This window comes from Pseudomonas fjordensis (genome assembly GCF_976987115.1).
The window spans coordinates 4052047-4067591 of record NZ_OZ336860.1 but is presented as its reverse complement, the minus strand read 5'-3'; the positions used below and the strand labels follow the sequence as shown (position 1 = coordinate 4067591).

General features: G+C 58.6%; 9 protein-coding genes. 3 read left to right on the top strand and 6 right to left on the bottom strand.

Annotation, left to right across the window (positions count from 1 at the left end; genetic code table 11):
- Positions 1 to 41 precede the first annotated feature (41 nt).
- Both ACWHXD_RS18245 and ACWHXD_RS18240 read right to left on the bottom strand, forming a co-directional pair.
- Positions 42 to 1193, bottom strand: a complete 1152-nt coding sequence (locus tag ACWHXD_RS18245) for a M14 family metallopeptidase (protein WP_138763104.1) — start codon at positions 1191 to 1193, stop codon at positions 42 to 44.
- A 465-nt stretch (positions 1194 to 1658) separates the two neighbouring features.
- Positions 1659 to 1952: a DUF6124 family protein gene (locus tag ACWHXD_RS18240; protein ID WP_098950955.1), complete on the bottom strand. Its 294-nt coding sequence runs from the start codon at positions 1950 to 1952 to the stop codon at positions 1659 to 1661.
- 187 nt (positions 1953 to 2139) lie between these two features.
- Here ACWHXD_RS18240 and ACWHXD_RS18235 point away from each other — a divergent pair, with 187 nt between their 5' ends.
- Positions 2140 to 2775, top strand: a complete 636-nt coding sequence (locus ACWHXD_RS18235; protein WP_138763105.1) for a LexA family protein — start codon at positions 2140 to 2142, stop codon at positions 2773 to 2775.
- On the opposite strand, the gene ACWHXD_RS18230 is transcribed toward ACWHXD_RS18235, so the two are convergent.
- The 4 genes from ACWHXD_RS18230 to ACWHXD_RS18215 all read right to left on the bottom strand — a co-directional run bounded on the left by ACWHXD_RS18230 (position 2772) and on the right by ACWHXD_RS18215 (position 8417).
- Positions 2772 to 4697, bottom strand: a complete 1926-nt coding sequence (locus ACWHXD_RS18230) for an acetyl/propionyl/methylcrotonyl-CoA carboxylase subunit alpha (RefSeq protein WP_138763106.1) — start codon at positions 4695 to 4697, stop codon at positions 2772 to 2774. The genes ACWHXD_RS18235 and ACWHXD_RS18230 overlap by 4 nt on opposite strands.
- A complete protein-coding gene (locus ACWHXD_RS18225) occupies positions 4694 to 5500 on the bottom strand; it encodes a gamma-carboxygeranoyl-CoA hydratase (RefSeq protein ID WP_032896576.1) in 807 nt (268 codons plus the stop codon). The genes ACWHXD_RS18230 and ACWHXD_RS18225 overlap by 4 nt, the downstream gene beginning before the upstream one ends.
- Before the next feature lie 133 nt (positions 5501 to 5633).
- Positions 5634 to 7241 carry a carboxyl transferase domain-containing protein gene (locus tag ACWHXD_RS18220; RefSeq protein ID WP_138763107.1) on the bottom strand — a complete coding sequence of 536 codons (1608 nt, stop codon included), beginning with the start codon at positions 7239 to 7241 and terminating at the stop codon, positions 5634 to 5636.
- 12 nt (positions 7242 to 7253) lie between these two features.
- Positions 7254 to 8417: an isovaleryl-CoA dehydrogenase gene (locus ACWHXD_RS18215; protein WP_032896578.1), complete on the bottom strand. Its 1164-nt coding sequence runs from the start codon at positions 8415 to 8417 to the stop codon at positions 7254 to 7256.
- A 150-nt stretch (positions 8418 to 8567) separates the two neighbouring features.
- Between ACWHXD_RS18215 and ACWHXD_RS18210 the strand changes: the two genes are divergently transcribed.
- Positions 8568 to 10205, top strand: a complete 1638-nt coding sequence (locus ACWHXD_RS18210; protein ID WP_138763108.1) for an AMP-binding protein — start codon at positions 8568 to 8570, stop codon at positions 10203 to 10205.
- A 98-nt stretch (positions 10206 to 10303) separates the two neighbouring features.
- Positions 10304 to 15010: an NEL-type E3 ubiquitin ligase domain-containing protein gene (locus ACWHXD_RS18205; protein ID WP_499084386.1), complete on the top strand. Its 4707-nt coding sequence runs from the start codon at positions 10304 to 10306 to the stop codon at positions 15008 to 15010.
- Positions 15011 to 15545: the final 535 nt, after the last annotated feature.

Genomic DNA, 15545 nt, shown 5'->3' with positions numbered 1-15545 from the left:
TGGCGAGCAAGCTCGCTCGCCACCAGCGCTCGTCTCAGGCGCTAGCGCAAACGCCCGACGATATCAGCGACGCTGCTCAACACGTCCTTGCCCAACTGTTTGGAACGATCGCCTGACCAGCCAGTTCGCAGGTTGGGTGCGTCGTCGTTGTCCTTGAAGGGCATTTCCAGGGTCAGTGACAGGCAGTCGTACTTTTGCCCCACCGCGTTGCAGGCCAGGGTCATGTTGGCTTGGCCGGGCAGGTCGCGGGTGTAGCCGTGGGTGGTCTGGAAGTCTCGGGTCAGGTGGCTCAAATGGCTGCGGAAGTGTTTTTCCAGGGCTTCGATGCGCGGCGTGTAGCCGGGGTTGCCTTCGCAGCCGGCGGTGAATACGTAGGGGATTTCTTCATCGCCGTGGATGTCGAGGAACATATCCACGCCGTATTTTTCCATCTGTTGCTGGACGAACAGGACTTCGGGGCTGAGTTCCTGGCTGGCGCTTTGCCAGGCGCGGTTGAGGTCCTGGCCCATGGCGTTGGTGCGCAGGTGGCCATGGAAGGCGCCGTCCGGGTTCATGTTCGGAACCAGATACAGATCAGCGACGGCCAGCAGCTTTTTCAGTTCGTCGTCGCCGTCCTTTTGCAGGCGCTCAATCACGCCCTCCATAAACCATTCGGCCATGTGTTCGCCGGGGTGCTGCTGGGCGATGATCCACACCTTGCGCCGGCCTTCGATCCCTTTGCCACGGCGCAGCAGTTGGATATCGCGGCCTTCAGCGCTCTTGCCGGTGGCCAGCAGGGTGACCCCGGCGTACTTCAGGGCTTGCTCGATCAACCAGTCATGGCGTTCACGGCTGTAGGGTTCGAAGTAGGCAAACCAGACGTACTTTTGCCGGGTCTGGAGGGTGATGTGCAGGATCTCGCCATCAAAGCGCGTCGGTACCCGGAACCAGTTGATATGGTCGTAGGACGCCACGGCGTTGTAACCGCTCCAGGCATTTTTGTAAGACGAGCGCCCGGCGTTGCTCAAGCGAAAGGTGTGGGTGTGCCCCACGTGCATGCCTTCGGCCTTGAAGTGGAACCATTGGTAGTGATCGCTGCGGGTGTCGGGTTTGATTGCCAGCAACAACTGAAAAGCGTCGCTGGCATCCAGGACCTGGATGTTGCCGCTGTCGAAGTCGGTGCTGATCTTGATGGAGGTCAAGGCCACGGTCATAGTCTGGTTGCCTGAATATGAGTGATGTGGCGGCTATCTTACACAGGGGTTCGGTAAAACCTGGATGCAAAAATTGTTGCAGGGGGAGGGGGCGTCATCCGTGACGCTGCGCAAGCTTAGGGTCTATGAGATTGATTCTCAAGCGCTAATTCGCAGAGATAGAGGCTAGAGCACTCACGCGACTTTCTTTGAGCGATAGTCTTTTGCTACCATGCGCGCCATCAAGCAACACACAGTCTTCATTAGCCTGAAGCCACGCCAGGGAAACTGGCAAAAAAAAGACCCGGCCAAAGAGCCGGGTCAAAAACCGTGATTAGCCTGATGAGGAGATATTCCAAGAGTCCGACCTAAGGTCTCTTGGTCTATCGACTGATCTCGCGATCAGCTGAGCCCAATAATAATCATTATCATTTGCAAGTCAAATGTTTTTATCCCTGGGATAGAAATATTTTTCTTTCGTGCCTGCTACGCGTTTGCCGCCGCCCCTGGCGCCTGCAACGACCGCTCCACCATCGCCTTCGCCATATCGATCAAATACACCACCGAAAACGCCAGGTCACGCTGGTTGCCCTGATGGCTGCACGCCGATTCGTAGGCGGTAGCCGCTGCACTGCGCAACAGGTCCGAGGCGTGTATCAGGGCTTCCTCCTGGCTCACTTCGGGTTTGATCGCGAACATGGCCCCGTCCGAGGCCGGCGTCGACCGATTTTCTTTCAAGTAATAGTCCAATGCGCGCTGTGCAGCGCTACTGGTGCACATGTCGTTTACTTCAGTCAGTTCGGATGTTTCGGGCGTTGGGTGCGTGCGGGTCGTCATAAGCGGCAGTACTCCGGTGGGTGTCGAAATCCTTGGGCTTGATGATAGTACGTATCGTATTCCTGTCGTTTTATGGATTACTACAAACTGTTTATTGCCCGAAAAAATGGGCACCGTATTGTGATGCGCCATGGATAACTGGATAGCGTTGGTCAAAGCCAACATGAAAGACCGCAAGGTCACACAGGATGAACTGGCGCAGCGCCTGGGCATGTCCCAGGGCGGCATCGGCCATTGGCTCAATAAACGCCGTGTGCCGAGCCTGGCGGACATGAACCGCGTACTGGCCGAACTGGGGTTGGGGTATTTGGAGGTGGCGCTGGAGATTCGTGAACGGGCCACGCAAGCGCCTGAACTGCAAGCGCTCTACAACCCGTATTTCCGCTACCCGGTCAGCGACTGGAAGCAGGCCTGCGAGCTGCGTGAAGAGCGGGCACCTTATAGAACCGAGCGCTACGAATTGACCGATTACCACGCGCGAGGCGAGGCATTCTGGTTGCCGGTGACGGGAGACGCCATGACCGCGCCCACGGGCATGAGCATTGCGGCTGGCATGATGATCCTGGTTGACCCGGCCATACCGCCCGAGCCCGGCAAACTGGTGGTGGCCCAATGGGCCGGGAACCCCCAGGCCACCTTTCGCCAATTGCAGGAAGAGAGCGGCCAGCACTACCTGGTGCCGCTCAATCCCACTTACCCCAAGGTGTTGCTTACCGAGGGCTGCCGCCTCCTGGGTGTGGTGGTGCAAGCCACGGCGAAGTTCTAGTCGGCCGTTTCAAGCTCCACCAACGCGCTGCCTTCGGCCACCATTTCACCTTCCTGGCAGAACAGCGCCTTGACCACCCCGGCGTGGGGCGCACGGATGCTGTGTTCCATCTTCATGGCTTCGAGCACCACCAGCTGAGTACCAGCCTCAACGGTTTGACCCACTTCTACGAGCACCCGCACGATGCTGCCGTTCATGGGGGCAGTGAGGCCGCCCTGATGAGATTGATTAGCCTCGACCGCCGCAATCGGGTCGAACAGGCTGACGGCATGCATCTCACCGTCCCAACGCAGGTACAGGCTGCCTTCATTGCGCACCGCCAGATGGGCGCGGCGCACGCCCTGGTGTTCAGTCAGCAACTGTTCGCCGCATAACTGCGCTGAGTGGCCGGCCAGTGTCACCAGCCGATCCTGTCCATTGCAGCTCAGGTGCAGCGACACCTCGGCAGGCAAGCCCGCACGAAAGCCCTGATTGTTTGCCCAAGGCCCATCACCCACCGGCAAGCTCTGCATAAACGCCGCGCCCGCCGCCTGCCAGAACTCATCGCTCAAGGCCCCTGGCGTCGGCAACAGCTCATCCTGATAGCGCGGGATAAACCCGGTGTCCAACTCGGCCGCGGCAAACGCAGGGTGCCCGATGATGCGCCGCAAAAAGCCCAGGTTGGTCTTGAGCCCGCCGACCGCAAACTCATCCAGCATGCTCAATAAGCGCAGGCGCGCCTGTTCGCGGTCTTCACCCCAGGCAATCAATTTGCCGAGCATCGGGTCGTAGAAGGGCGACACGCTGTCGCCTTGCTCGACGCCGCTGTCCACGCGGCGCCCAGCACCAGGGCAGCACTCGCGGTACAGCGCCAGGTGCCCGGTGGCCGGCAGAAAGTCATTGGCCGGGTCTTCGGCATACAGCCGCACTTCAATCGCATGACCGTTCAACGCGACCTGCTCTTGCGTGATCGGCAGCGCCTCGCCCTGGGCCACCCGGATCTGCCAGGCCACCAGGTCGAGGCCGGTAATTGCTTCGGTCACCGGGTGCTCGACTTGCAGCCGCGTGTTCATCTCCATGAAGAAAAACTCGCCACGGGCATCCAGCAAAAACTCCACGGTACCTGCGCCGACATACCCGATGGCCTGGGCGGCGCGCACGGCTGCTTCGCCCATGGCCTTGCGCTGCTCCACACTCAAGCCGGGCGCCGGGGCTTCTTCCACGACCTTTTGATGGCGCCGCTGGATCGAGCAGTCGCGTTCATTGAGGTACAGGCAATGGCCATGCTGGTCGGCAAACACCTGGATCTCCACATGCCGCGGCTTGAGCAGGTATTTCTCCACCAGCATCTGCCCGTTGCCGAACGATGACAACGCCTCACGCTGGGCGGAAGCCAGGGCTTCGGCCAATTGGCTGACATCCTCGACCACCTTCATGCCCTTGCCACCGCCGCCCGCCGTGGCCTTGAGCAGCACCGGGTAGCCGATACGTTCACAGGCGGCGCGGAAGGTCTCCAGGTCTTGGGCCTCGCCGTGATAACCCGGCACAAGGGGTACGCCAGCCGTTTCCATCAGCGCCTTGGCCGCGGATTTGCTGCCCATGGCGTCGATGGCCGAGGCGGGCGGGCCGAGGAAGATCAGGCCTGCCGCCTCGATGGCCCGGGCAAAGCCGGCGTTTTCTGAAAGGAAGCCGTAGCCAGGGTGAATCGCCTGGGCGCCGCTGGCGTGTGCGGCGGCAATCAGTTTGTCGATTTGCAGGTAACTGTCGGTGGCTTTGCTGCCGCCCAGGTCGACGCGGATATCGGCTTCACGGCTATGGCGGGCATCGCGGTCGATGGCGCTGTGCACAGCCACGGTGGTCAACCCCATGGCCTTGGCGGTGCGCATGACCCGGCAGGCGATCTCGCCACGGTTGGCCACCAGAATGGTGGTGAGTGTGCTCATGAACGCGGCTCCTGGTCTTGCCAACTTGGCGCACGCTTTTGCAGAAACGCGCGCAAACCTTCCTGGCCCTCGGCGCTCACCCGAATGCGCGCAATGGCGTTTTCGCAATAGCGGCGCAGCGCGGGGGTGAGGGCACCGTTGCCCACTTCACGCAATAAATCCTTACTGGCACGCATGGCCGCCGGGCTGTTTTGCAGCAGGTTGGCGACCCACTGGTCCACCTGTTGATCCAGGCTCTCGGCGGGATAACTTTCCGCCAGCAAGCCGATCTCCCGTGCGCGCTGGCCGCCGAACCGCTCGGCCGTCAGTGCATAGCGACGGGCAGCGCGTTCGCCGATGGCCTGCACCACGAACGGGCTGATCACCGCCGGTGCCAGGCCGATACGCACTTCCGACAGGCAGAACTGCGCATCGTCGGCGCCAATGGCCATGTCACAGCAACTGATCAGGCCCAGCGCGCCACCGTAGGCCGCGCCTTGCACCACCGCCAGCGTGGGGATTTTCAGCTTGGACAGGTTGTACATCAACTCCGCCAGTTCGCGGGCGTCGTCCAGGTTGGTGTGGTAGTCCAGCTCGGCCGACTGCTGCATCCAGGCCAAGTCGGCGCCGGCGCTGAAGTGCTTGCCACGCCCGCGCAGCACCAGGAAACGCAGGGACGGGTCGCCTTGTACGCGGTCAAGGGCCAGGATCAGCTCGCGGATCATCTGGGCGTTGAACGCGTTGTTCTTGGCTTCACGGCTGAGCCACAGCGTGGCAAAGCCACGGCGGTCGGTGATCAGTTCGAGGGTGTTGAAGTCGCTCATGCAAGGAGCTCCATGATAATGAGAGGCCTCCTGTAGGAGCGAGCTTGCTCGCGAAGATCGTCAACGATAACGCGGGGCTTCAGAATGACCGCGTTGCCCTGAGGTTCTTCGCGAGCAAGCTCGCTCCTACAGGTTACATACGGAACACGCCGAAGCGGCTCGGCTCGATGGGGGCGTTCAGTGCGGCAGACAAGGCCAGGGCCAGCACGTCGCGGGTCTGCAGCGGGTCGATCACGCCGTCATCCCACAAGCGCGCACTGGAGTAGTACGGGTGGCCTTGGGTTTCATACTGGTCGAGGATCGGCTGCTTGATCGCGGCTTCCTCCTCGGCACTGAAACCGTTGCCGGCGCGCTCAGCCTGTTCGCGCTTGACCTGCACCAGTACCCCGGCGGCCTGTTCGGCCCCCATCACGCCAATGCGTGCGTTGGGCCACATCCACAAAAAGCGCGGGTCGTAGGCGCGGCCACACATCCCATAGTTACCCGCGCCAAAGCTGCCGCCGATGATCACGGTGAATTTCGGCACCTTGGCGCACGCCACGGCGGTCACCAGCTTGGCGCCATGCTTGGCAATGCCGCCGGCTTCGTACTTCTGGCCGACCATGAAACCGGTGATGTTTTGCAGGAACAGCAGGGGAATCCCGCGTTGGCAGGCCAGTTCGATAAAGTGCGCGCCTTTTTGCGCGGCTTCGGCGAAGAGGATGCCGTTGTTGGCCAGGATCGCAATCGGGTAGCCATGCAAATGCGCAAAGCCACACACCAAGGTGGTACCGAACAAGGCCTTGAATTCATCGAACACCGAGCCGTCCACCAGCCGTGCGATGACTTCGCGCACATCAAAGGGCTGTTTGGCATCCGCCGGGATCACACCGTATAGCTCTTCGCTGCTGTACAACGGCGCCACCGGCGGGCGTTGCAGCAGCTCACCTTGCTTGCGCCAATTGAGGTTGGCCACGCTGCGCCGCGCCAGGGCCAGGGCGTGTTCATCGCTGTCGGCATAGTGGTCGGCCACGCCGGAGACCTTGCAATGCACATCGGCACCGCCCAGGTCTTCGGCGCTCACCACTTCACCGGTGGCGGCCTTCACCAGCGGCGGACCGGCGAGGAAGATGGTGGCTTGCTGGCGCACCATGATCGCTTCGTCGGCCATGGCCGGCACGTAGGCGCCGCCGGCGGTGCACGAACCCATCACCACGGCGATTTGTGGAATGCCCTGGGCGCTCATGTTGGCCTGGTTGAAGAAGATCCGCCCGAAGTGCTCGCGGTCAGGGAACACCTCGTCCTGGCGCGGCAGGTTGGCGCCGCCGGAGTCCACCAGGTAGATACACGGCAGACGGTTCTGCTCGGCGATGGTCTGGGCGCGCAGGTGTTTTTTAACGGTCAGCGGGTAATAGGAGCCGCCTTTGACCGTGGCATCGTTGGCCACGATCATGCATTCGACGCCTTCCACCCGGCCGATGCCGGCAATCACTCCGGCCGCCGGGACGTCTTCGCCATACACCTGGTGGGCGGCCAGTTGGCTCAGCTCCAGAAACGGCGAGCCCGGGTCGAGCAGACGGTTGATGCGCTCGCGGGGCAACAGCTTGCCGCGCGAGGTGTGGCGCTCCTGGGCCTTGGCGCCGCCACCTTGGTGGACGTGGGCGAGCAGGCTGTGCAGGGCGTCGACCTGTTCAAGCATCGCCGCGCGGTTCGCGGCGAACTCCGCCGAGCGCGGGTTGAGCTGGGTGTGCAGGGTGGCCATGGGCGCGCTCCTTCAGCGGGTTTCGTTGAACAGTTCGCGACCGATCAACATCCGCCGAATCTCACTGGTGCCCGCACCAATTTCGTAGAGCTTGGCGTCACGCAGCAGGCGCCCGGCGGGGAATTCGTTGATATAGCCATTGCCGCCCAGAATCTGGATCGCATCCAGGGCCATTTGCGTGGCGCGCTCGGCGCTGTAAAGGATCACGCCCGCAGCGTCCTTGCGCGTGGTCTCGCCACGCTCGCACGCCTGTGCCACCGCGTAGAGGTAGGCACGGCTGGCGTTGAGTTGGGTGTACATGTCGGCGACCTTGCCCTGGATCAGCTGGAACTCGCCGATGCTTTGGCCGAACTGCTTGCGGTCGTGGATGTAGGGCACGATCAAGTCCATGCATGCCTGCATGATCCCGGTAGGGCCACCGGAGAGCACCACGCGTTCGTAATCCAGGCCGCTCATCAACACTTTCACGCCGCCATTGAGCACGCCGAGGATGTTTTCTTCGGGTACCTCGACATCGTCGAAAAACAGCTCGCAGGTGTTGGAGCCGCGCATGCCCAGCTTGTCGAATTTGTTGCTGCGGCTGAAGCCTTTCCAGTCGCGTTCGACGATGAAGGCGGTGATGCCGTGGGGGCCTTTTTCCAGGTCGGTCTTGGCGTAGATCACGTAGGTATTGGCGTCCGGGCCGTTGGTGATCCAGGTCTTGCTGCCATTGAGCACGTAATGGTCGCCGCGCTTGTCGGCGCGCAGTTTCATCGAGACCACGTCGGAGCCGGCATTCGGCTCGCTCATGGCCAGGGCGCCGATGTGCTCGCCGCTGATCAGCTTGGGCAGGTACTTGAGTTTTTGTGCGTGGTTGCCGTTGCGGTTGATCTGGTTGACGCACAGGTTGGAGTGCGCCCCGTACGACAACGCCACCGAAGCCGAGCCACGGCTGATTTCTTCCATGCTCACCACATGGGCCAGGTAACCCAGGCCGGCACCGCCGTACTCCTCGGGCACGGTGATGCCCAGCAGGCCCATGTCGCCGAACTTGCGCCACAGGTCGGCGGGGAACAGGTTGTCGATGTCGATCTGGGCCGCGCGCGGTGCGATCTCCTTGGCCACGAAGGACTGCACCTGGTCGCGCAGCATGTCGATGGTCTCGCCGAGGGCGAAGTTCAGGGACGGGTAACTCATGGACAGGCACCTTAATGTGAGCTTTGTTGTTGTGTGGGCGGGGCGCGGGAGGAGGGCGCTCACCTTTACGTTAACGTAAGCTTGCGTTATGACGCTGTCAATCGTAGTTTACGTATACGTCAACCTACAAAAAAGATAACAGGGGTCGTTATGGATCAACCGCACCCGAGCTACAGCCGTGGCTCCCAGGATAAAACCTTGCTGGCCATGACCATTGGCCAGGCATTCGATCACACCGTCGCGCAGCATCCACAGGGCGAAGCCTTGGTGGTGCGCCACCAGCAGCGGCGCTACACCTGGCGGCAACTGGCCGAGACGGTTGAGCTACACGCCCGCGCGTTCCTCGCCCTGGGCATGCAAACCGGCGACCGCCTGGGTATCTGGGCGCCTAACTGTGCCGAGTGGTTGATCTGCCAGGTGGCGAGCGCCAAGCTCGGGGTGATCCTGGTCAATATCAACCCGGCGTATCGCAGCAGCGAGTTGGATTACGTGCTCAAGCAGTCCGGCTGCCAATGGCTGGTATGCGCCGGTTCGTTCAAGACCTCCGATTACCACGCCATGCTCCAGGCGCTGAAGCCAGAGCTGCGCGGCCTCATCAGCTTCGACCCCAGCCCGCCGCCGGGATTTATGCCCTGGTCGCAGTTGGCGGCCCTTGGTGCAGGCGTGTCGCCCGAGCAACTGCACAGCCGCCAGGCCAGCCTGCATTTCGATCAACCTGTGAATATCCAGTACACCTCCGGCACCACCGGTTTCCCCAAGGGCGCCACCCTCAGTCACCACAACATCCTCAATAACGGTTACATGGTCGGTGAAAGCCTGGGCCTGACCGCAGGGGACCGCCTGGTGATCCCGGTGCCGCTGTATCACTGCTTCGGCATGGTCATGGGCAACCTCGGTTGCATCACCCATGGCACTACCATGATCTACCCCAATGACGGTTTCGATCCGCTGCTGACGCTGAGCGCCGTCGCCGAAGAAAAAGCCACCGGCTTATACGGCGTGCCGACCATGTTCATCGCGCTGCTCGATCACCCTCGCCGGGCCGAGTTCGACCTGTCCAGCCTGCGCACCGGCATCATGGCTGGGGCGACGTGCCCGATCGAGGTGATGCGTCGGGTCATTCATGAGCTGCACATGGGTGAAGTGCAGATCGCCTACGGCATGACCGAAACCAGCCCGGTGTCGCTGCAGACCGGCGCGGATGACGATATAGAACGGCGTGTCACCACCGTGGGCCGCACCCAACCGCAACTGGAAACCAAGATTGTCGACGAGGTTGGTAACACCGTGGCGCGCGGCATGATCGGTGAGCTGTGCACCCGGGGTTACAGTGTGATGCTCGGTTACTGGAACAACCCTGAGGGCACCCGTGAAGCCATCGACGACGCCGGCTGGATGCATACTGGTGATCTGGCGACCATGGATGATCAGGGTTATGTGTGCATTGCCGGGCGTAACAAAGACATGATCATTCGCGGGGGCGAGAACGTTTACCCGCGTGAGCTGGAGGAGTTTTTCTTTACTCATCCGGCGGTGGCGGACGTGCAGATCATCGGTGTTCCAGATGAGCGTTACGGCGAAGAGATCGTTGCCTGGATCAAGTTCCATCCCGGGCAGGTGGCCAACGAGCTGGAGCTATTGAGCTGGTGCAAGGACCGTATCGCCCATTTCAAGACGCCCAGGCATTTCAAATTCGTGGATGAGTTTCCGATGACGGTAACGGGCAAGATCCAGAAATTTCGCATGCGGGAGATCAGCATAAAGGAATTGGCGTCTACTCGCGGCTGAGGGAGGGTTTAATCGCGGTGTGGGGTATGTGGATACCGCTGTTTGATGGAGCAATGATCGGATATTGATTGTTTGTTCTGTCAAATGGAATTCGGTAAATGAGCGATCTTGATCAACGCGATAGCAGTCAGTCGGGGGCGGCGCAGAGTGTGCACGCGAATGTCATACTGGATCGGGTGCCATCGTGGTATGACGGCGCTACTGCCAAGCACAAAAAGGCGTTCGCTGAAACACAGTTAGTCGTGCCGCAGTGGTATACAAATTTATCGCCGCAGAGAAAGTTGGTCGTGACGACGGCCTATACGCGTAGTTTTAGAGCACTGAACAAGCTGGATGCGAAGTTCAGTAAAATGCAAGGTGCTGTGACGTTCTGCGAGCCTCTTCTAGTGGCGGCAATGAAAGAGGAGTTTGGTGAGGATTATGATGTCAGGCGGCTGTTTTTTGCGCGCAAGGTATTTGTGCCTGCCGATCGCTCAAAAGTTTTTGGTCTGGAGGCCACTGGATATTGCCGCTATGAAGGCGTCAGTTTAATCGAGGCCGCGTTAAATAACTTCGCGACCGAAGAGACGCTTGAAGTGGCTGACAAGGATGCCAGTATCATCACACGGTATGATTTTCACGAGCGGACTCTTGCATTTAATGAGGCCGAGGTCGTCGCTCGTAAAACGTCGATAAAACCCTCCTTGTTTGCAAGTCTGTGCAGAACATTGGATTTAGGCGCGCAATACTTGAGGCATGTTGAGTCGTTTGTCAGCCCCGCCGATACACCCAACTTAGCTGCGGGTACCTCGGCAAGAGCCCTTCGTCACCTGATGATTGGCGCGACCATCCAGCAGTTGACGTTCGCCGCTGAAGTGGCGCTTGAGCGCCGGCACATCAAGAAAGAGGCCTACCAACTGATACAACAGTTGGTGTGGCATCAGAAGGAATTGCTGTGGCTGGGAAAAACAGTCAGTTGTTCATGTTTGAACGTGTTGGGGCAGCCGTTGGCGAAAATTATTGTTATCGGTCATTTGAATATTTACCCCGTGCACGGTCAGTTTGTGTACAAGCGCGAGCCCTGTTTAGTATTCATTCCGGGAGATCCTGTTTGCATGCTAAAGGAGTACGACGGCTTAAATGACTTCAAAGTCGATTTGGTGGAGCGATTATGCCAAGCGGATTACCGGCTCTTTTTCAGTCAGTTCGTTCCGCACGCGAGCCAGTCACAATTTTTTACCAAACTCAAGCGGCACCTTGACCCGACTGAACAATTTTCTGAACTTGAAAATTTTGATGCCAAAAAAAAAGACATAAAAACATTCACCACTGGCTACGGGCTGCGTCTTTCGTTGTTGTGGCAAGACTATGCTCGGCAAAACGTCGATCTCATGCTCGATAACGCCCAGGCGATCGCCGTTTCCACCGATGCGGCAGAGGTACGTGCGCGTAACGCGTGGCTGCTTAAGTTAGGCAGCACAGCTTTGAATGTCTTGAACGTGGCAGTCCTGGTCTTTCCTGAACTGGCGCCCGTCATGTTGCTGGTTGGCGCGGTGCAAATGCTGCATGAGGTCGGCTCAGGTATAGAGGCGTGGGAAGAGGGGGATAAAAAAGCCGCATGGGCCCACGTTTCAGCCATCGTCTTCAATGCGGCAACCACGTATGTGGGCGCCAAGTTGTTACCGCTTGTCAAGACAGCATTTGTCGAGAGCCTGGCCCACGTGCGTTGCCCTGACGGCAATATCCGTCTGTATTCTCCTGACCTCAAACCCTACCAGCGACAGGTCACACTGCCCGATGGGTTCTCGGCCAATGAGCATGACTTATATGAACATGAAGCCGGCTTATACCTGCGGGAAAACCATACGTATTACCGGGTGGAGAGGGTAGGGACCAGCAATGACTATAAAATCCTGCACCCTGACAACGCGGCAGCTTACACCCCAAAGGTAAGCCGTACGAGCGCTGGCGCTTGGGCCCATGAGCATGAAAACCCGCTGACATTGACCGACTCGCAGTTGATGCAGCGGCTTGGCCCGACAGCAGAGCGTTTTGCAAATGAACCACTCAAGCTTGAACGCATTGTGCAAATGTCTGAAACCAATATGGACGCTCTGCGCAAAATGCATGCAGATCAGTCACCACTGCCTGCCCTCCTGGCCGATACCTTGAAGCGATTGGAAATGGACAGTGCAGTGGCGCAGGAACCCAACACGGTCAGCGCCTCACAGAGGGCGGCGCATCTGTCTGAGCTTTTCGCTCAACGCTATGCCGCTGCCCAGAGCGCCGGCAGCGAGGCCGCAAGGTTGATCAAGCGTGTGTTTCCCTCGCTTCCCCAGGCCGTTATTGAAGAACTGTTGAACGCTGCCAACTCCGCAGAAATGAAGAGTCTCACCGAACACAATCGCGTGCCGTTGCGCCTGGCGGAAGAGGCTCGCCATTATCAACAGCACGTGCGTTTGGCGCGGGCTTACGAAGGGCTGTACCGCAAGACCCTGGGTAATGACGATACACAACGCATGGTGCTGCACAGCCTGAGTAAGCTGCCTGGTTGGCCCAGCGACCTGCGCATCGATATCGTCGAGCGGCTGCCCGTAGGGGAGCGTCTGCTGGATTCATTGGGACCTGCGCATGCGGCCGTCAAGCGTCGCTTTATCAAGTTTGGCTCCCAAAATCTTTATGAAGTCCAAGACGATAAGTTTGCGATATTGAGTTCGCAGGCGGATATCTATGGCGCTGTCCAGTCAGCGGTTTCGCCCGAAGATTGGAGGGCGATGAAATTGACCGCTCATGATCGTGGCGCGAGCCTGAAACAGGCGCTGGAGCACATGTCGCTGATGCCGCGCGATGAACTGCGCAGGCTGTTAGGGATGCAGCCTGTCAAACCACGCTACAAACCGCCAATGCGTCTTGCCGATGGGCGCATGGGTTACCCGTTGAGTCCGGTAGTTGGCGCGGGGCGTCGGCCTTATGCGTGTGAAAGGGCTGCGATAGATCTTTATCCGTCGCAGTCCATTGAGGAGGTGGAGCAAATGTTGGGGTTGCAAGGCGTCGGCGATATTGCGTTCCTGGCAAAAATGGAAGCACTCAATCGCGAGTTTACGCAACTCAAGACCGACCTGGACGCTTGGCGCGACGCAGGAGAGCAGCAACAACGCAGGGCCCGAGGCCGGGTCGCCAATACACTCAAAGACGCATGGCAGCGTAGGTCATCGCAACAAGTCCAGACTCCCGAGCAGGAGGGAATGAAATACATCTTGTGCTTGGCCGATGAGCAAGTCGGTGAGTTACCCCCGATTACGGCGAACATGGATCATGTGGACTGTCTTGATTTATCGAGAATGTATCTTTCGGATGCATCCTTGCCCTTTTTGAATGGGTTTGGCGGTTTGCGCTGGTTGGATATCAGCTACAGCCACTTCACGCGTTTGCCGGAGTTCGCCAATGGTGGCGCGGGTCTGACCACGCTCAATTTGAGCGGCAATGACATACGGCTGACGGCGCAAAGCCAGGCACGCCTCCAGGGCATGCGGAGTTTGACCACACTGAATCTCTCCCACAACCGTCATTTGGGATGGGCCGCCGACCTGAGCAACATGCATGATTTGAACCGGCTCAATCTGGCGAATACCGGAACGACAACGTTCCCCAGAGGCGTCGAACATCTGAATAACTTGGCCTGGATCGATCTGCATACAAACGCGATGACTGAATTGCCTCAGTACGCCCTCGATCATCCAGGTCGGATCAGTGTGCATGATAATCCTATATCGCAAGAGCGCTTTACCGATGACCACGTCACCCTCGTCGAGGGGCGCAGGTTATGGCTGCACGATTCTCCCGCAGACATGCAAACCAGTCGCGGCGATATGTGGGACCAGCTCAGCTCCAGTCCTCAGGCAGAGGCGTTTTTCGCCGTGGTGGCGGACACGACACGTTGTGCAGAGTACATATCCGGGGCCACTCGACCGCAGTTGGCCGAGCGCGTCTGGGACATGATTAAAGCGGTCTATGAGAATCAAAAGACTCGTGACGTATTGTTTAAGTCCGCTGATGGCCGCGCTACCTGTGGTGACGGAAGCGTACTTGAGTTCATGAAGCTGGAAACTGATCTGTTAGTGGAACAATCGCGTGAGAGGGTTGGGGAGCATGAGGTAGAAGCGACCTTTATCAGCACTGGCGAGCGGCTTTTTCGCCTGAGGTTGGTGGATGTCATCGCTCAGCTTGATGTCGAGGCGCGAGGGCCCGACTTTACGGAGGAGACCGAAGTTGTTCTTGCGTATCGCACCGGCTTGGCACAGCGGCTGAATTTGCCGATCAAAACCTTCGAAATGCTCTATCGCCAAACCGCGGGTGTGAGCTCAGAGACGCTTGATGCTGCTTATCTGAAAGTGCTTGAGGACGAAAAAAACATGAGCGAAAAGAGTCGTTTTTTTGTAGACATGGCATTTTGGAGGAAGCAGCTTCGCACCCAATACACCCAGGAACTCAACGCCCTGACGGCCACCGATTTTGAGTTGATAACTGAAACGCGAGAAGCGTTGGAAGAGGTGACTGAACTGCAAAAAAGCCAGGGTCGCCCTGTAGATCAAGATGCAAAGCGGGTGTGGCAGCGGGACTACGACGAAGCGATTGACAGCGTTGCTAAGCTGCTGGGTAAGAACCGGGATGAGATTCTGACCGACGGTTCCATGACCGATGCTTTTTATAATCAGCAAATGAGACAACTGGGGGCGCAGCGACAAGCCAAAGAGACAGCGGCGATGCTGGCCCTGACGGTCACAGTGCTTAACAATTTCTCAGCGAAGAAGGTGGCATCCGCGTAAGTCAAAAAGTGCGAGCAGCACAAAGGGGACCCGAAGGTCCCCTTTAATTTGTCGTTGCGTGCTCTTTTCTTATTATTGAGGGGCGGCCTGTTGTTGTTTTTGGTAGCCGTGGCCCGTACCGCTTTTTTTGGCGACCCCCATCCGGGGTCAAGAGCAAACGTATTTTTTTGAACGCTGACCTGCTTCTTCGTAAACGATCCAACCAGTGGGTAGCTACCTTAAGTAGTTTTATTTTTCTCTATCCGGTTGCGGGTTGCGGCATGCCGTACCCTGGGAAGCATATCTTCTCCAAAAAAATCTGTTAGCTGCGTCTCTGCCGTGTTGTTTTTGTTATGTCAGAGTCGTTTCGTCTTATTTTTATTAGGTTTGGCGCTTTTTATTTTTGTTATGCCATAGAGATAGCAGAAGGCGTGCCAACTTTTTAAAAGCCTTTTAAATCAATGGTTTGGTTTTTTGGTCGGCATTTTCGTTCAGTCGGTGCGGCCGATTTTGTTCCCGCGTTACCCGTTATGCCGGGGGGCGGTAACACATTGTC